Below are 17,988 nucleotides of genomic sequence, written 5' to 3'. Positions count from 1 at the left end.
ATGCATAGAAAGAGAGCGTGAGATTAGGTGAAAACTAGACGAAGTTTGACTGCTTTGCTGCTTGTCCCGGTCATGCTGTTATCGTTAATATCGTCTGTGAATGCGGAGGAGGCGGGCAGAGAAAGCGCCGGCTTTTATAATCTGGCTCAAGGGAAAACGTACACATGGTCGGAACAGCCGGAGGGCGCTTTCCCGGATGACGGGACGAAGCTGACGGACGGAAATGCCGCCGACCCCTCGCGTGACAGCGGCAACTGGGTGGGCCACCTGAGCAAGAAATCCCGTTCGGTTGTGTTTGATCTAGGCGAGCAAAAGACGGTTCAGGAGGTGAGCGCGCGTTTCCTGCACGATTGGCCGAACAACGAAACGCTTGTGCCGCTCACCGTTTCGTTCTACGCGTCGGACGATGGGGTGAGCTGGGGCGTATTATCTCATAATGCAACTCAGTTGTTATGGGGCGACCAGACCAACATCGAGACATTTGCATGGGACGGCAGCCCTGAAACTGGAGCTGTCAAGCGTGGCGATTATACCGAAGGACTCGTATACGCTCGGTATGTGAAAGTCGTGTTCTCCATGCATCCGAGGGCATGGAGCATGATTGACGAGGTGACGATTACCGGAGCGGATGGCTTGATCGCCGGAGCGCAGCCGGTACAGCCTGAGCCATACGCCCTCCTGCAGCCTGGAGATGCTACTGGTGGAATTCAAAACCTGGGCTTGCTGTATAACGGACACTACGCGGACGGCACAGGAAATTGGACGAAGGAACGGGCTATCCCTAATATCAGTTATGTGAACGAGCAGGGAGAGCCTGTCGATTGGCTGTTCGACGGCGTGCTGTATCTGGGCTTGACATCGGATAACGGCAGAGGCTTCGGAGCGACAGAAGCGGCCGGCAAAGCCAGAAAACAGGAATGGGAATGGTATTTGGATAAAACGTTTAACGCTGGCGGCGATATGAGCGCGTTGAACGAGGCGACGGTCGAGGCAGGCGTGGAGCTTGGCGAGCCCGACCATAAGACGAAGGTTGTTCTGATGATTCCAGAACCGGGCGAGTATCAGTCCGACTTCGGCAGCATTGACGGCGAGGATCTGAACTTCGATGTAGGTGCGGTCGGCGATGCCGCATCGCTGGATAACAGGGCCAAAGCGATTCAGTGGTGGGTCGATGGAGTGCAAGCCAGATGGACGGCTGGGGGCTACTCGAACCTGGAGCTCGTCGGCATGTATTGGCTGGAGGAACAAATCAGCACGCATGCAACCGAGCCGGAGATGGTCAAGAGAGCGAGCGACATCGTTCATAACGCAGGCCTGAAGCTGTTCTGGATTCCTCATTTTATGGCCTATAAGGCATTCATGTGGAAGGATGTCGGCATTGATGCCGTATCTCTGCAGCCGAACTATTTCTTCGAGAAACTGGACCCTTCGCGTCTGGAGGATACAGCGGATATGGCGAAGCGGTACGGCATGTCGCTGGAGCTGGAATTCGACGACCGGATGATCAACGACGCCGTCTTCCGCGAGCGGTTCATCGAGTACTTGAACAGCGGCGTGGATACCGGTCTGATGCAGCATGGATATAAAGCTTACTATCAAGGCAACAACGCTGTATACAACGCGGCGAAAAGCACAGACCCTGCTACCCGCGTGCTTTACGATTGGCTATACCAATTCTCTAAAGGCACTTATCAGAAGCAAGACGCTGCCCCGCCCGATGTTGTAGCGCTCATGAACGGGCAGCCGATCTCGGAGCATACGATCGTGCCTGATACGACACAGGCCGCCTTCACCTGGACCATTCCGGGAGATGACGGGAGCGGGATTGTTAAAGTTACGGCCAAGTATGACGGCAAGCCTTATACGGAAGGAACTGTTGTAGATCTGACGGGTAAGCCGGGTAAGCATGTGCTGGAGCTGACCGTGGCGGCTGCCAAATCCAAGTCGGTTAAATTCGTAATAGAAGCTCGTTTGGGCGCTGAAGGCCTATTGGCTCTTGTTGATAAGTACGCGGACAACAAGCAGCTTAGCAATGCCGATTCGGTACGCGCTATGCGCAACGCCTTGATCATGATGGAGCGCACGCAAGAGAGCGACCCTGAGCAAGCCAGGGACTATTTGCTGGCATTCAATGCGAAGCTGGAAGGAGCTAAAAGCCTTGAGTTTGTAACGGAAGGCGCTTATACGGCGCTGAAGGAAGGTGTGTATTACGAGGCTGGCAGCATCGCACAAGATAAAGAAGCAGAGGCATCCTCGACGGAGGCCGCAGGTCTGGAGCCTGCGAAGGCGCTCGACGGCGCACCGGCCACGCGTTGGGCGAGCGAAGTGCGCGATACGGCTTGGTTCCAGGTTGATCTGGACAGCCAGCAAACCTTCGATACGATCCGAATCGATTGGGAATATGCGCGTGCGGACCAATACCGTCTGAGCGTCTCGGATGATAAGCAGACGTGGGAGCCCTTGAAAGTCGGCAACAATGGCGTGGTTAAAGCTGCCGACGGCAAGAACACCCTGGTATTCCCGGCAACGACGGCAAGATACATCAAGTTTGAGGGATTGAATCGGGCAACGTTTTACGGTTATTCCTTCTATGAATTCGGCGTGTACGATCTTGCCCCGCAGCAAGAGCTAAAGATGTTGGACGGCATACAAGCCGCTGTGGACACTTCCACGAAGAAAGTCACGATTGACGGTCTGGTCATGAACGGCAAGAAAGAACATTTGTATGTGAAAGTGCTTGACCCGAAAGGCAACATTCAATATACCGGTCAGACGGGCACTGAGGATGACGGAAGCTTCCGCATCACCTTTACGTTGACCGGAGAAGAGCAAGGACGGTATACGGTCGAGCTGGAAACAGATGACATGACGACTCCCGAGCTGGTAACCTTCGAATACCGTAAGCTGCCTACGACTGGTGGAGGCAATGGAAGCGGCGGTGGAGGCAACGGTGGTGGCAGCGGTGGAGGCGGTCAGGCGCAAGATCCGTATACGTTGCAGGCGGACGGTTCAGTCAAAGCCGTGCTTGTCCCGACGATGAACGGTCAGCAGGCTGCCGCTGCGGTCGGGGTGTCGGATCTAAATGCCGCCATTCAGAGGGCAGTGGCCGACAGCAAAGGTAATAAACATGTTCATGTTGAATTGAAGTCATCGAACGCGGCTGGGAGCTATGCTTTGGAGCTTCCGGCGGCTAATCTGACGAACCAGTCTAATCTGATTTTGCATATCTCCACGCCGTACGCTCAGCTTGTTTTGACTGGTGACATGCTGGCAGGAGTCAAGAAGAATGCTGGAAAGCTGCTCGTAATCGTAAGCGATGATGCGGGCGAGTATCGCAGTAACGAAGCGGCCGGGCGGATCGGCAACAGGCCAATCGTGGAAGTTGCATTGCAACTGGACGGTGAAGCTCTGTCTTGGAAAAATGCGAAGGCACCGATTTCGATTGCCATTCCGTATTCGCTTCAAGCGGGAGAGCAAGCTGTTGATTTGCAAGCTTTCGAGCTGATGGGCGACAGCGCGGCGGCAATGAATGACGCGTCTTATGACAAAGACAAGGATATGCTGCGATTCTCCATCGACCATGTCGGCGTCTATGCTATCGGCGGCAAGAATCCGGCTGCGTTTACCGACCTTGGCAAGCATGAATGGGCGCGCGAGGCGATCGAGAAGCTGGCCGAAAGAGGCATCGTCAAAGGCACCTCGATCGAAAAGGGCACTTTCAGCCCCGCAAATCAGGTAACGCGAGCTGATTTTATCTTGATGCTGGTGAACATGCTTGACCTGCGTGCCGAAATCGCCTCGACGTTCGCCGATGTGAAGCCGAATGATTATTACCACGATGCGGTGTCCATCGCCAAGCAATTGGGAATCGCTTCAGGAGTGAACGAAGTTAACTTCGCTCCTCGTGATTCAATTAGCCGCCAGGATGCTATGGTTATGCTGACCCGAGCGTTGCAAACGACGGGGGCCATAAAGCCGTCCGCATCAGGTTCAACGCTTGAGGGATTCCGTGATGCGAGCCAGATTGCGCCATATGCTGCGGACAGCGTGGCAATGATGTTCGAGTATGGTCTGGTTACGGGCTTTAACGGCTATATGAAGCCGAAGAGTACAACCAGCAGGGCTGAAGCGGCGACGTTCTTGTATCGCGTTCTTCAATTAATCGAGGGGCAGCAGCAGTAGTAGACGCGGAACAATTGATCTAAGCACATTCCGATTAGCGCGGCCACGCGCCCGGGGTGTGCTTTTTCGACGATACAGAATAAAACTCCGTAAATGGACGGATGAACCGGTAAGCACAATTGTCCGTATCAGGATGAACAAAGCAAGGAAGCAATCCAATCTATGTTTTCATTTACACCTCAGAAAATTGCAATGTTAGTCATGAGCAAACCAGATGATGAGAATAAACAACTCCAAAAATCGGTTGATCTATATGTTAAAAAATTGAATTTTCAAAACCCGTTGATGATCAATTCCAACGGGTTTTTATTTTTAATAAACGATAATGGAAGAAATCTAAGGGGGAAAAGGGCAGTTACGGCAAAGGGTACAAGTTCTTGTGTCCTCCGACACTTGAAAAGCTACTTGTAGGAGAGAATGCCAGGCTGGCCATAATCATGTCTAATGACACAAAAGTGACCACATTGTTGGTATTTGACACAAATAAGACCACATTATAGGTGATATATTCAAAAGCGCATGCTTATTGAATCCTGGCCTGTTATGTACGTCATTCTGGAAACTCAACTCATCAAACATCATTTCTAGGTTGTGCTTTTGACGACCTTTAGGGTGTCGGGAGTAAAAAACATTGCCCCATTGAAATCGCTCATTATTAAGGGGATCTCAAGAGTGCTTCTTCATTTTTAAAGGATAGCTGAATATTGTTGCCAACTCAAAAACACCTCCAAGGTTGTCTCCATATCTTAAGACATGGCTGCATTCTCTTGAAGGTGTTTTAACAATTCCTTTTGACATAGATTATGTTTAATTTGTTGGTATTACTTCACCACCATTACTGGACACTGGGCTCTCTTGACTACTTTATGGCTGACACTTCCTAAAACAAATTCTTGAAATGAATTAAGGCCACGACTTCCTATAATGATCAGATCAACATTTTTCTTTTTCGAGTAATCAACAATGGTGGGACCAGGGTCTCCAATAACTATTGTGATTTGATGATTCACTTTTTTGTTTCCTAGTTCCTCTGTAACCGGTAATAATTTCTGCTTTCGTTTGAACTCAATTTCTTCGTGGTTTTGTTAATGAAGTACCTCTTCTTTTATTTTAGTTGGATCTACAGCGAAGAAAACTTCTACTGTTGCACCTTCAATAAGAGATGCGATTCTAGCAGCTTCAGTTGCAGCCCGAACAGAGTTTTTAGAACCGTCTGCAGCAAGTACAATATGTTGATACATAGATATCACTCCTGTTCTAATGTGATTTTAATTGCGCGTTAGAATCATGATACACAGCTAATCTATTTACAATTTTTTCACTTGATGCATTGAGTCCTCTAACGATGACATGGTTATGATTGGCACGGTATTTAATCACAACTTTATCTACGGCACCGACTCCTGAGTCATCCCAAATGTGTGCATTCGAAAAGTCTAGAACGATGTCTTTGTCTTTCACATTATAATCAAATGCGTTGACGAATCCTTCAACAGATGCAAAAAAGAGTTGGCCTGAGATCTTAAAAGTTGTTTTATGCCCCTTGTTATCGCTCGTAACACTTACTTTTGATATTTTAGAGGCGAAGAATATGGCACTCAGGATGATTCCCAAGAGAACCCCAATTGCAAGGTTATCGGTAACAACGACAACAATGACCGTAGCCAGCATGACAAAAGCATCACTTTTAGGGGCTTTTCTTAAATAGGTGAATGATGACCAATCAAAGGTTCCAATGGATACCATGATCATAATCCCAGCCAATACAGGCATTGGAATTTGTACCACAACTCCACCTAGAACAATAATCAGAAACATCAGAAACACACCAGCTACAAATGTCGACAATCTAGTACGTCCGCCCGATTTCACATTGATGACTGACTGTCCGATCATCGCGCAACCAGCCATTCCACCGAAGAAACCGGTAATGATGTTTGCAATGCCTTGTCCACGAGCTTCCTTATTTTTATTACTGTCTGTTTCGGTCATATCATCTACAATCGAAGAGGTTAGAAGAGATTCAACCAAACCCACAACGGCTAGGGAAATCGAGTAAGGGAAGATGATTTGTAACGTTTCAAGATTAAATGGAATGTTAGGGATTAGAAAAGAGGGTAAGGATTGATTGATGACTCCCAATTCACCGACAGTTCCCAAATCTAGATTGCCCCATATAGCTGTGGCAGTGAGCACAACAATAGCGATAAGAGGTGCTGGAATTGCTTTGAAGAAACGGGGTAATACATATACAATAATGAGAGTAACGGCAACGAAAATATAGGTTAGCGTTGAAATCCCTGCAAAATGCGGTACCTGAGCCATGAATATCAGAATAGCAAGAGCATTAACAAAGCCAATCATGACAGCTCTCGGTATGAATTTCATGAGTTTACCGATTTTGAATATTCCAAACAGCAATTGAATTATACCAGTGAGCACAGTTGCAGCCAATAAATACTGCACGCCATGTTCTTTTACTAGCGGAACCATAAGTAAGGCCATGGCTCCGGTAGCAGCGGAAATCATCCCTGGCCGACCACCTATAAAGGATATAATTACAGCAATACAAAACGAAGCATATAGTCCTACCATTGGATCAACACCAGCAATAATTGAAAATGCAATCGCTTCTGGAATAAGAGCCAAAGCAACCACGATACCAGCTAAGATGTCGCTTCTGGGGTTAGAAAACCATTCTTGTTTAATCCGTTCAATCACTTGTACTTCCACTCCTTATAATTTGCTATGACTTTTGCTTTTTAAAGTCATGACCGCTTCAAGTACATTGATATTATCACGGATCGTTCCGAAATGGAACCTTTTTGGTCCTTTGTTTGTGTTATAATTTTATAAAGTCATACGTGATTAGGAGTTTTAATATGATATTTGGTTACATGAGACCCTCCCAGGATGATCCACATTGTCAAAATCAACTTGAAATTTTAAAAAGAAAGTCCTGCGATCACTTATTTAAAGAAGAGCACTCATCCGCAAAAAAGAGAATTCAATTAGAATCGATGTTGGATAGGCTTATGCCTGGAGATACAATCGTTGTAACCAGACTATTTTCGCTTGCTGACTCGACGAGGCATCTTAGTGAATTACTGGATCAATTTCAAAATCGACAGGTCCATTTGTATTCATTGAATGAAAATTTAAACACCCGAGAAGATTCTGGCCGTTTATTCCATAAACATGTGGAAACTATCCTGGAATTTCAAGGGGATATAATTAGTGAAAGCACCAAAAAAGGGTTAGATGAGGCTAAGGAAAAAGGTACGAAGTTAGGACGTCCTCGTAAGCTTGATGAGAACGTGATGAAGGCGATCCAAATGTATGAAAGCAATAAATATACGCTTGCGCAAATACGTGAAGAAACCGGGATTAGTAAAACAACCTTGTATCGATACCTCGAAAATTAATTGTAACAACAGGGACTGTTTAATTACCTGGGGGTAGGTGTATTAGGTGGGGCATGTGAGACGAGGTTGGGTTTGAAAGTAAAATGAACACGAACTGAACGTAAGTTGACTTTGCTTTCCCGTTTAACCTTAGTACTTTTGGTGATTTGGATTCATCTTTGGAACGGCGACTCATTATTCCTGAGACAAAAAGGAGAGTCACTCGTAACTTTCTTATGGAAAGCATGTGTCAGAGAATCTGTACAAATGTCGCAAATGTGATGGTGATGTTAAGTAAGATCGGCTCAATGCGGAATATATGAGACCTGTGTTGGAGAAATAGCATCCTTTGGGGTGCTTTTTCTTTTACTCCCAGAAGACAAAATGTAAGTTGGTTTAAGGCGTGTTTCATTGTTTGTCATAGACAAACTACCATCTCCTGTAAAATTTGACTGTACAAAGGAGAAGAAAGCAGTCCAGTTCCCAAGCTAAAGTCTTTACGAGAACAAAATATCCGTACGTAATTATGTAATAGGCGATACAATAGGACATTAATAAGAAAATGGCACCCAAAGGGTGCCGCTTGAGCGTGTTATGGTTTTAATAACTGTTATATTTTATATGGGGGGATTATGTCTTTCACACCGTCGAAGACGCTGAGTTTAAGGCTCAATTACTCAATACCGCCAGATCAAGCTGGCGTACGCGTTCTGGATCGGAGATCAGGTCGACCTCGGCAATCTTCCCGTGACTCATTGTAAATTTGAGTACATAGAGCAATCTTCCTTGAGGGGCCGCAATGATTCCTACGGTTCCATTTACCAAGGCTAGTTGGGCTGCTTTCTGTGCACGTCCCGATACTTGTTTTGCTAAAGCGATCGCTCCTCGCGTTACTCTTGAAGATTCAGTTGGACGATCGTCTCGAAGTATAACGTCCGGATCAAGCACAGCTATTAGCGTATCGAAATCGCCTGCATGCGCTGCAGCAAGAAAAGCTTGAACAACTTTGCGTTGATGAGCAATGTCGACTTCCGATGCTTTCACCCCTCGAACCCGGTGACGTGCCCTGCTCGCAAGCTGCCTTGTCGCGGCTTCCGATTTTCCTACAATAGGAGCAATTTCATTAAAAGGCATGGCGAAAACATCGTGCAGCACGAACGTAATGCGTTCCGCAGGTTTCAAATTATTGAGCACGACTAATAGTGCAATACCGATAGAATCAGCTAATATGGCCTCTTGTTCAGGGTCGATTATATTTTCTTGGCTGTTGAAAGAATCGGGCAAATGAGCTTCGATCGATTCTTCGCGCCTTGATTTACGCAATCGTAACATATCGAGACATACACGCGAAACAACGGTGGTCAACCATCCCCCCAAGTTCTCAATGCCTTTTGCATCCACACGACTAAGACGCAACCAAGACTCCTGTACCGCGTCTTCCGCCTCGCTTAATGATCCAAGCATTCGATAAGCAACAACCTGAAGGTTCTTCCGATGCGTTTCGAATGTATTTGCCAACCAATCCTGTTCGCTCATCCTTCAAACTCCCTCGTACAAAAATAATAAACCACTATAAGTACTGACGAATGTAAGCTGAACAATGTGACAAGACGTCGCATTCAACTGATTTTTACATTTCTCATGAAATAATGTCACACATCCCAAGGTCTGATCCGTCAACATATTGGAGAGCCAAAACCGGTTCTAATCTTAATTAAAGGAGTTTTTCATTTGAAATCAAGAATAGATAGTCCTGCTACGATCGTACCCGATGCGACTCAAGCCTTACAAGCCCTTGGCAAAGCCCTATTTGTATCCGCAGAGCAAACAGGTATTCCCAAGCGCACGCTTTTTCTCGCATATCTTCGAGCAAGCCAAATTAATGGGGATAGTGTATGCGTCGACCTTCATTCGCGTAATGCATTGGCGACAGGTGAATCTGCAGAGCGACTTTTGGCCGTGTCGGCATGGCGTGAGACGCAATACTTCAATGACTCCGAGCGTTCTACACTTGCGCTCAGTGAAGCGGTTACCCGACTCAATGACCGAGTGGACCCAGTGCCGGATGAGATCTTTAACGAGGCAGCCCGACACTTCGATGTCCAGGCATTGGCCACGCTGATCGCCGGGATCTCTACGGCCAATCTCTGGAATAGACTAAACGTCTCTACAAGGCAGATCGTAACAGTTTCCGAGAGCAAATAATGAGGAGGGTATTGCCATCATGGCAACAGTTCTGTATATTACGGCAAATCCACACGATCATGAAAAATCATACAGCATGTTAGTAGGTAATGAATTTGTACAGGCTTACCGATCTGCCAATTTGAATGATGAGGTAATTCATCTTGATCTATATAAAATGGATATACCACAACTGGATACTGATGTTTTTAACGGATGGGACAAACTGAAGGCGGGCACTACATTTGAAAAATTGACCGAAGCAGAGAAAACGAAGCTGAGCCGAATCAATGAATTGGTTGATCAATTTGTTGCTGCAGATAAATATATATTTGTTACTCCAGTTTGGAATTATTCGTATCCACCCGTTATGAAGTCATACATTGATTCCATTTGTATAGCAGGCAAGACTTTCAAATATTTACCGGATATCGGCAGGATCGGCTTGTTGAGTGATAAAAAAGCCGTCCATATCCAAGCTAGCGGTAGCTTCTTGTCACCAGGCTCAGATGATGCAGACCTAGAAATGGGTCATCGCCACCTGAAAGTCATTATGGATTTCGTTGGGATTCCTAGCTTTGAGGGGATTTTTGTTGAGGGAATGGCTGCAAAAATCGATCAGGAACCTGAGATCAAAGTAAAGGCGATACAACAAGCGTGCGAAATCGCCTTAAAATTCTAAGTTTGCCTTTAATTATCTCATAAAGCAGACAGCAGGAATGATACATTCTCATCGATAGACAGTATATCTTACCTTTGAGGAAATCGAACTCTTATCCACAAGAAGAGTTCATACTAAAGGAACGAGTTACGACAAATAATACACGGATAGATCAAAGGGGTATTTTACCTTCCGAAAAACACGACATTCGTGAGTATAAAGAGTGGCAACCCATGGTCAATTTGGCTCCTACGGAATACAAAAAGGGAGGCAGCGCGCCTATGGTTACCGGACAGGAACAGCTTCAGCAGGTTGTTCAGGCACTGAAAGAATGGATGAAATCAGTACAAAAATAAAAAAAGGACCGTAAGTGTTCATCTTCCATCGATGAATGCTTTCGGTCCTTTTATATTTATCCTGTACCTTTATGCCCTGGCAGCATCCGCCAATCACCGGCCCCCTTGGTCCCAGCAATACTGTTCCTAACCAGGAACCGATAAAACCCGCAATAATGTTCCCAAGTACACCGCTCGGTTACGTCCCGCTCCAACAAGTTGCCGCTTAACCAGTCAATAAGTCCACCAACAATGAGTACCCAGAGCAGATCCATGGATTGTCAGTGGAATATACCTCATCTTCCAGTTGGTAGAGGAATCTAAAGTGTCTGTGCTAAGATGAGGGTAAATGATGATTCAAGCTGGTGAACAAGGCTAGAAGGGGTGCACATTGAAGAAAATACTTGTCATTGACGATGAAGCCGCAATCAGGGATTTAATTGAGCTCGTACTGAGAAGAGAAAACTACGTCGTTCAAACGGCTGAAAACGGAAAAATAGCCCTGCAGCTGCTGGATGCTTTTGGGCCGGACCTGGTGGTGCTTGACTTGATGCTGCCTGACTGCTCCGGATATGACCTGTGCAAGGAAATCACCGGGAAACGTGCCGTTCCTGTGATCATGCTCTCTGCCAAAAATGAGGTAATCGACAAGGTGTTGGGACTAGAGCTAGGGGCGGAAGATTACATGACCAAACCCTTTGACAATCGTGAATTGCTCGCTCGGATCAAGGTGATTCTGAGAAGAAACGAGAGCAAGGAGGAATCAATTGAAGGAACAGAAGTGAAATCTACACGCATCATTCATGAAGAGCTGACATTTGATCTGGAAAGCCGAAGGGTGCTGAAAAACGGTGTACCCGTGTCTTTAACGGCCAAAGAGTTTAAGATTCTGGAAACGTTACTCAAAAGGCCAGACAAAATCTTTACACGGGATGAGCTGCTGCAGATCGGATGGGGATATGACTTTATGGGAGACAGTCGCAGTGTGGATATGACCATCATGCGATTACGGAAGAAGCTGGAGGATAACGCGGACGAACCGAAGTATGTCAGGACGATCTATGGATTTGGCTATCAACTTGGAGGTGACGAGGCCTGAAATACGCAACCCGGTTACTGCTGAATTATTTATTTTTCTCCGTGCTGTCCTTTGGTATCATCATTATTGCGGTGAATAAAGCCATCGATTACTACAGCTTCATTACCATTGAAAAACAGATGATGGAGAAGGCGGATCTGTCCGAGTTGTCCTTCCGTGAGGTGTTGGCACAGCATAGATCATCGACAGGAGAACCGCAGACAGAAGAAATCGTCAGACTTGCTCTGGAGAAGCTGAAAGCTTCAGGCAAGGAAGTACGTATCTATGATAGCTCCAAGCAGTTGCTGGGCTTGGCTGTGGATGGCATCATCATTAATGATGGCAAACCTCTTATTTTTGAAAAGAATATTGAGAAAGCTCTGAGCGGCAGTTATGCCTACACCGTAACGGAAGATCATCTGCTTTATTTTTCTACCCCCATTCAGGATCAATACTACCAAAACGCTTATGTGTATGAGTTCGTAGAGGACATTTCCTACTTCTATGCGATTATGGATCAAATCCGTTATATCCTGTTTGCGGGTGCAGGCGGATTTATTGTACTGATTACGTTATCCAGTCTGTGGATTGCCCGCAACACAACCAAGCCGATTAAGCTGTTGCTTGGCGCTGCGCAAAGTTTCTCTAGACAGGAGTTTCGGAGAGTTCATCTAAACCGGAAGGATGAGCTGGGCATGCTGGCAGATGGGCTGGATTCCATGGGGCGGCAGCTTCATGATTATATTCAGTATCAGAAACAATTTGTCTCCAACGTATCTCACGAGTTAAAAACACCCTTGGCAGCCATTCGTGGTTTCTCTCAATACTTGGTTGAAGGGGAGAACGAGAACAAGGAGCTGCAAAAAATTTATGCTCATCTGCTGCAGGAATCGGATCGGCTGACGCGCTTGATTAATGAACTGTTGTTGCTATCCCGATTCGACAAAGCTGGTTCTAACGAACTGGAATCCAAGAAGACGGAAATGAACGAACTGATTCAGCAAGTCGCAACGAGTATGGGTGCCAAGGCCAAAGATAAAGGAATCGAGATTCTGTTCAGGGAGGCGGAAGCGGAGGATAAGCTTCTGACGAGAGTCCACTCCAACGTGAATCCAATGCTAATGTCCCATGCAATCGCCAACCTTGTGGACAATGCCATCAAATATTCAGGCAGTCCATCGCTAATCGAATTGAAGCTTACACATACGCCAAGCGAGGTCGTTATACGGATACGTGATCAAGGTATCGGTATCGCGGGCGATGAGCTGGAGAGAGTGCAGGAACGCTTTTACCGGGCGAAAAATGCAAGCACGGCGAACGGTTCAGGTCTTGGGCTTTCTATTTGTAAAGAGATTGTAGAGCGGTTTAATGGATATATCGACATGGAAAGTCAAATCGGGGAAGGAACGACCGTTACGATTGTGTTACCCCGTGCGTAAACACGCGCGTAAATAGTTAACGTTACAAGATTGATACAATTCTGTTATGAGACTAACAAATGCTTTTTTTATAATCACTTCATAAGAAGAAACCACACATTTATGGAGGGATCATGATGAAATTGATAAACAAAGCTACAGCTGCTATCCTGCTGAGTATTTTTCTAACGATGGCACTGACGGGCTGTCAGTCCAATGGTGCCAAGTCGCCAGAAGCGGCACAGAACTCGTCTGAAAAAAATACGCCCGACGAACAGGCCAAAGGCGAAGGAGCATCCAATTCTACTGCGCCTGCTTCAGAAAATTCGGAAGGACAAAGTGCTGAAGCTATTAAGGAAGGTTCGATCGAGAAGGAAGGCAATGTGGTGCTGAAGGAGCTTGCTTTTGTCTATAATGAGCACACCATTGCGATTTCGGATACAGCGAATGAAGATCAGATGGAACAGATGCTGGGCAAACCGGATAACCTGAAATCTCATACGTACCGTGCCGGCGATGGAACAAACATGGATACGTTAATCGGTTTTACAGAAAAGGTGTATACGTATCCTGGTCTGGAGATTAAAACAATCAGTATACCGGAGGGGAAACAAGACTCCATCTTTCATATCGAAATTACAGATCCTAAGTACGCGACAGTGCGAAACATTAAAGCAGGAGATAGCCTGGATACACTCAAAAACGCCTACCCTGAAGGGAAACTGCTTGGTGATGGAGCCCCTAATGAGGAGGATGACTTCCGTTACGAGCCATCCAATTATGTGGATGTGATGTCGTTTCATATCAAGGATGCCAAGGTGGAGAGCATTCAGATCTACAGCCTTCTGGACTAATATTTAATGATCTTGGAGATAAAAGAAGGGGCCTTTTAGTCGCTAATTTAGCTTCTTTTTTATTTAATCGGCACAAGTTCTTGTCCCGAGTCAAGGACAAGAACTTGTACCGATTGCCGTAAAGGACGAGAACTTGTTCCTTAATGAATCTTTGGAGGTTCAGACTTCATCGTATCGTTAAGGTGGGTCACAAAAACACCTTCGTTCGGGCCAGGGTTATTTCGAAACATTTTCGATTCTTCGACCAGAACTTCGTCTGTATCCGTACCAAGTACTTTTATCGTCGCATCAATGAATGACGAAAGTGGCATCGCACGCGGTTCATCGTTGTTGCTCTGAACCCACGGTGGCACAACTTCTATCACTTTTACCGAAGTGTCTTTGAGCATGTATCTTTGGGACAGCGTATAGTTATGAAGCGCTGCCTTTGTTGCGGAATATATAGCAGTTGTGGCTAACGGTACAAAACCAAGGATCGAAGTCGTGTTAATGACAATAGCTTCTTTTTTGGACTTCAAATGGTCGATTAATACAGAAGTTAACCGAATCGGACCTAACAAGTTTGTGGCGACTGTCGAAATCAAAACATCCTCATCGATCAAGCCCGCCGCGTCATCGGGCTGTATGATGCCGGCGTTGTTAATCAAGACATTCAAATCCGGGAATTCTTCGATTAGCTGCTTGGCAACCACCTCTATGCTGGCAGGATCTTGTACATTCAATTCCACTGCGGACATACCGGGATTCGCTTGGATTGTCTCATCCAATCGCTCTTTACGTCGACCAGAGATAATAACTTTGTTTCCAAGATGGTGGAGAGCTTCTGCTAACGCACGTCCAATTCCCGAGCCGCCGCCTGTAATAAAAATCGTGTTTCCTGTAAGTTTCATGTTGTAAACCTCCTCTTGAATTGATCACATGTTGATCTATCAACATGAGTTTTATATAGTGAAAGTATCAGAGCGATAAATGGGGTTCAATGGTTAAAACAAGCTCAGTTGTTGATTTTTCAACACAGGACTTCAAAGTGACCATTTTTGGGATGGGATAAAGGGGAGATGGATTATGGCCAAGCGTATGCCAAAATCAAGGCAGGCGATTAATGATGCTTTTATGAGGCTAATGTCAGAAAAGGAATTTGAGCGCATAACGATTAATCAAATTGCGGCAGAAGCGAATGTCAATCGAGGAACGGTGTATCTGCATTTCGATGACAAGTACGATCTGCGCGAGCAATGCATAGCAGCTGAGATTAACCAGTTGCTTCGACATTGTATGTCTGGAGATGACCTGGCTTATCTTCCTTCCAAAACCGCACTACTTCACACTTTTGAATATTTGGAGCAGCATGCTTCTTTCTACTCGATTATGCTGAAGAGCAAGGGAAGCGTGGTATTTCGAAACCAAATGGAGACCATGTTCAGAAAAAGTCTGATGGAACATCTGGATTCAATCAATCTCGATCAGGACAGGAACAGGGACATTACAGTACAATTTTTAATTTCAGCATCAGTGGGTGTATTGGAATGGTGGATTATCCGTTCGATGCCGTATCCGCCATCCGTCATGGTTGAACAATTTTGGAATTTGCTGAACCCAGTTGTCGAAGGACACGAACATCGTTCCATTGGAAGTCGCTAATTTAGCGGCTTTTTTTGTGTTTTCTTATGTTTGAGAGGATAGGAGGTGATAAACATAGTAAAGCCACTGAGGTGCAAGAGCACAACATACAAGTCAGTCAAATTCGAGTCAACCTCGCACTGGGAAACGCCCATCTTGCTTTGGCGTTACTGCGGTCATTGCGGCGCCAAGTAGAGGAATAGGGCTTGGTAGATGAACGGGGGCATTCGTATCTTCCTTGACGAAGGTTCGTCTATCTACACTTTGCTTTAAGAAGCTAAGTGTCGGAGGACAGAAACATTGTCCCATGGAAAGTCGCTATTTTAGCGGCTTTTTTGTTTTATCGGTACAAGTTCTTGTCCTTGGCTCGGGACAAGAACTTGTACCGATTGCCGTAAAGGACAAGAACATGGTCCGATTACCGATTAGATAAGGATCTAATTTAAGTTTCCATGCAATTTCATTAAGCTAACGGGTAGGTTAGTTGAATAAATTGAGGAGAGTAGGTAGGTCAACGTGTCGGATATACACAAATTAGTTGAACAGTAACGAGCCAAAATCATCATTCAAAACAACTACTGAATTTTCATTCAAGTTCTGCTCATTATTATGAAACGCATTATAAATACACCTGTACAACGTAACGGGAAACGCTAAATTAATAAGATAATGAAGCTAGCTGGCTACATTCGGCTGCATTTCAATGAGATAAAGGGAGTCACCTATGATAGGTAAATAAAAAACTCGGACTGTAGACTGAGCTATGAATCAGACTCAAGGTTGTTTTGGGGCACTCCATTCTCCAAGTAACATAAAGATACAATTCAATGGAAGGGAATGGTTATTATGTTCAACAAGAGGATTCCGCCTGATGTTAAAAATCTTATCTGCTTTGGCTTTTTGCGATTGCAGCAGGAGTTTTCGAAATGTTTATAGCTGTTGCTCAATTGTTATCCAACGAACCAGAAGTCGGAATTTTAATGCATCGTCCGGCTGCTAATTTCAAGCAGTATGCCATTTAGTATTATTAGTGGGTTTCGCTAGGCGAAAAGCCAATAAGAAAAACATCATATAAAAGGGGGAACAACATGAACAATCGTCTATTTTATATGGATCATCTGCGGACATTTCTCACGATTCTGGTTGTGTTCCATCATGCAGCGACGACATATGCTGTACCGGGTTCGTGGTATTTTTTTGATACGCTACAAAAGCCAGATGCGAGTTTTGTGCTGATGCTGTTGTTTGTCTTTATCAACCAAGCGTTCTTTATGGGATTATTCTTCTTTATCGCGGGGTACTTCGTGCCCTCATCTTTTGATCGCAAAGGACCAAAGCCTTTTCTCAAAGATCGGCTGATGCGCTTGGGGATTCCGTTGATCGTTTATATCTTCCTCATCAGTCCAGTGATTTTATATACCACTACGCTCCACTACAACGCAAACGCTAGCAAAGTAGTGTCATTTTGGGAGTTTTACCGGACCCAGATCCTCAGCTTTGCAATCACAGAACCTGGACCACTCTGGTTTCTGCTCGCACTGCTTGTGTTTAATGCAGTTTATGCGCTTGTAAGTATGGTAAGGAAAGATAGTGCACCGAAGAAGAGTATCCCTTTTCCATCGGTGAAAGTGCTTTTGCTTACTGCCACGCTCATTGGGCTTGTAACCTTCGGAATTCGGCAAATATTCCCGATTGGTACGCTGATATTTGGATTGAACTTTGGTTATTTTCCTGCATATATCGTACTCTTTATTGCAGGGATCATGGCGTACCGCAATCTTTGGTTAACGAGTATTCCACGTCGAACCGTGAAAATCATGGGCATCATCGCACTCGTTTTCCTGCCGATACTTCCGATCGCCGCTCTCATCCTCAATCCGACATTGAGTACCGGAGGGGGACTAAACACAAATGCCTTCATTTATGCCATGTGGGAGCCCTTTGTCGGATTTGGCATCTCGCTACTATTGTTGGCAGTGTACCGCAAATATAGCAATCAAACGAACGGATTTCAACGTAGTGTGGATGCTACCTCGTATACGGTTTATATCATCCATTCACTCGTATTGATCGCTTATAGCATTTGGTTGCACAGCGCGCAAATGCCTCCGTTTATTGAGTTTCTGATATTAGGTGGGTTAGGGACGATCACGAGTTATTTACTCGCTATGCTGATTCGGAAAATCCCTTATGCCAAGAAGATACTATAACCATTTTTAACTGGACAAGAACATGTTCCGATTACCGATTAG

13 protein-coding genes and 2 pseudogenes are annotated in these 17,988 nt (G+C 45.5%); 10 read left to right on the top strand and 5 right to left on the bottom strand.

Going from position 1 to position 17,988, the window contains the following annotated elements; genetic code table 11:
- The first annotated feature begins 27 nt into the window (after nt 1–27).
- Nucleotides 28–4,182, top strand: coding sequence for a DUF4855 domain-containing protein (locus OHJ21_RS07900; RefSeq protein WP_486019734.1), 4,155 nt, complete (start codon nt 28–30; stop codon nt 4,180–4,182).
- A gap of 821 nt (nt 4,183–5,003) precedes the next feature.
- On the opposite strand, the pseudogene OHJ21_RS07895 reads toward OHJ21_RS07900, so the two are convergent.
- Nucleotides 5,004–5,423, bottom strand: a pseudogene (locus OHJ21_RS07895) (universal stress protein).
- 16 nt (nt 5,424–5,439) lie between these two features.
- Nucleotides 5,440–6,903, bottom strand: a complete 1,464-nt coding sequence (locus OHJ21_RS07890; RefSeq protein WP_486019733.1) for a SulP family inorganic anion transporter — start codon at nt 6,901–6,903, stop codon at nt 5,440–5,442.
- Between the two features lie 161 nt (nt 6,904–7,064).
- On the opposite strand from OHJ21_RS07890, the gene OHJ21_RS07885 reads away from it, so the two are divergent.
- Complete coding sequence (locus OHJ21_RS07885; RefSeq protein WP_100537152.1) at nt 7,065–7,607, top strand: recombinase family protein; 543 nt, start codon at nt 7,065–7,067, stop codon at nt 7,605–7,607.
- Nucleotides 7,608–8,255: 648 nt separating this feature from the next.
- On the opposite strand, the gene OHJ21_RS07880 is transcribed toward OHJ21_RS07885, so the two are convergent.
- Complete coding sequence (locus tag OHJ21_RS07880) at nt 8,256–9,122, bottom strand: sigma-70 family RNA polymerase sigma factor (protein ID WP_326113694.1); 867 nt, start codon at nt 9,120–9,122, stop codon at nt 8,256–8,258.
- A gap of 195 nt (nt 9,123–9,317) precedes the next feature.
- Here OHJ21_RS07880 and OHJ21_RS07875 point away from each other — a divergent pair, with 195 nt between their 5' ends.
- The 3 genes from OHJ21_RS07875 (at nt 9,318) to OHJ21_RS07865 (ending at nt 10,787) form a co-directional block, all read left to right on the top strand.
- Complete coding sequence (locus OHJ21_RS07875; protein WP_486019732.1) at nt 9,318–9,791, top strand: carboxymuconolactone decarboxylase family protein; 474 nt, start codon at nt 9,318–9,320, stop codon at nt 9,789–9,791.
- A 19-nt stretch (nt 9,792–9,810) separates the two neighbouring features.
- Nucleotides 9,811–10,452 (top strand): NAD(P)H-dependent oxidoreductase, encoded by a 642-nt coding sequence (locus OHJ21_RS07870; protein WP_100537149.1) that lies wholly within the window; start codon nt 9,811–9,813, stop codon nt 10,450–10,452.
- Nucleotides 10,453–10,664: 212 nt separating this feature from the next.
- Entirely contained in the window at nt 10,665–10,787 is a 123-nt protein-coding gene (locus OHJ21_RS07865) for a hypothetical protein (protein ID WP_394057481.1), read from the top strand.
- A gap of 85 nt (nt 10,788–10,872) precedes the next feature.
- Here the strand turns inward: OHJ21_RS07865 and OHJ21_RS07860 are convergent.
- A pseudogene (locus tag OHJ21_RS07860) lies at nt 10,873–11,035 on the bottom strand (GlsB/YeaQ/YmgE family stress response membrane protein); the annotation flags it as partial.
- Nucleotides 11,036–11,157: 122 nt separating this feature from the next.
- Between OHJ21_RS07860 and OHJ21_RS07855 the strand changes: the two are divergent.
- The 3 genes from OHJ21_RS07855 (at nt 11,158) to OHJ21_RS07845 (ending at nt 14,116) form a co-directional block, all read left to right on the top strand.
- Nucleotides 11,158–11,865, top strand: a complete 708-nt coding sequence (locus OHJ21_RS07855; RefSeq protein ID WP_100537148.1) for a response regulator transcription factor — start codon at nt 11,158–11,160, stop codon at nt 11,863–11,865.
- Nucleotides 11,866–11,906: 41 nt separating this feature from the next.
- A complete protein-coding gene (locus tag OHJ21_RS07850) occupies nt 11,907–13,283 on the top strand; it encodes a sensor histidine kinase (protein WP_486019731.1) in 1,377 nt (458 codons plus the stop codon).
- Between the two features lie 116 nt (nt 13,284–13,399).
- Nucleotides 13,400–14,116, top strand: coding sequence for a hypothetical protein (locus OHJ21_RS07845; RefSeq protein WP_394055893.1), 717 nt, complete (start codon nt 13,400–13,402; stop codon nt 14,114–14,116).
- Between the two features lie 140 nt (nt 14,117–14,256).
- Here the strand turns inward: OHJ21_RS07845 and OHJ21_RS07840 are convergent, their stop codons facing one another.
- The gene (locus OHJ21_RS07840; RefSeq protein ID WP_486019730.1) at nt 14,257–15,006 is read right to left on the bottom strand and encodes an SDR family oxidoreductase; all 750 of its coding nucleotides are present in this window, start codon (nt 15,004–15,006) and stop codon (nt 14,257–14,259) included.
- A 175-nt stretch (nt 15,007–15,181) separates the two neighbouring features.
- On the opposite strand from OHJ21_RS07840, the gene OHJ21_RS07835 reads away from it, so the two are divergent.
- Nucleotides 15,182–15,757 carry a TetR/AcrR family transcriptional regulator gene (locus tag OHJ21_RS07835; RefSeq protein WP_486019729.1) on the top strand — a complete coding sequence of 192 codons (576 nt, stop codon included), beginning with the start codon at nt 15,182–15,184 and terminating at the stop codon, nt 15,755–15,757.
- A gap of 1,067 nt (nt 15,758–16,824) precedes the next feature.
- A complete protein-coding gene (locus OHJ21_RS07830; protein ID WP_486019728.1) occupies nt 16,825–17,946 on the top strand; it encodes an acyltransferase family protein in 1,122 nt (373 codons plus the stop codon).
- Nucleotides 17,947–17,988: the final 42 nt, after the last annotated feature.

It is taken from the genome of Virgibacillus sp. LDC1 (assembly GCF_025792345.1).
Classification (GTDB): domain Bacteria; phylum Bacillota; class Bacilli; order Paenibacillales; family Paenibacillaceae; genus Paenibacillus_AQ; species Paenibacillus_AQ lautus.
This window is presented reverse-complemented; position numbering and strand designations above follow the sequence as displayed.

What these genes read in the sequence shown, in the direction of transcription:
- OHJ21_RS07885 (WP_100537152.1), top strand. Translation starts at nt 7,065, where the DNA reads ATGATATTTGGTTACATGAGACCCTCCCAGGATGATCCACATTGTCAA.
- OHJ21_RS07880 (WP_326113694.1), bottom strand. Translation starts at nt 9,122, where the DNA reads ATGAGCGAACAGGATTGGTTGGCAAATACATTCGAAACGCATCGGAAG.
- OHJ21_RS07870 (WP_100537149.1), top strand. Translation starts at nt 9,811, where the DNA reads ATGGCAACAGTTCTGTATATTACGGCAAATCCACACGATCATGAAAAA.
- OHJ21_RS07865 (WP_394057481.1), top strand. Translation starts at nt 10,665, where the DNA reads ATGGTCAATTTGGCTCCTACGGAATACAAAAAGGGAGGCAGCGCGCCT.
- OHJ21_RS07845 (WP_394055893.1), top strand. Translation starts at nt 13,400, where the DNA reads ATGAAATTGATAAACAAAGCTACAGCTGCTATCCTGCTGAGTATTTTT.
- OHJ21_RS07840 (WP_486019730.1), bottom strand. Translation starts at nt 15,006, where the DNA reads ATGAAACTTACAGGAAACACGATTTTTATTACAGGCGGCGGCTCGGGA.
- OHJ21_RS07835 (WP_486019729.1), top strand. Translation starts at nt 15,182, where the DNA reads ATGGCCAAGCGTATGCCAAAATCAAGGCAGGCGATTAATGATGCTTTT.
- OHJ21_RS07830 (WP_486019728.1), top strand. Translation starts at nt 16,825, where the DNA reads ATGAACAATCGTCTATTTTATATGGATCATCTGCGGACATTTCTCACG.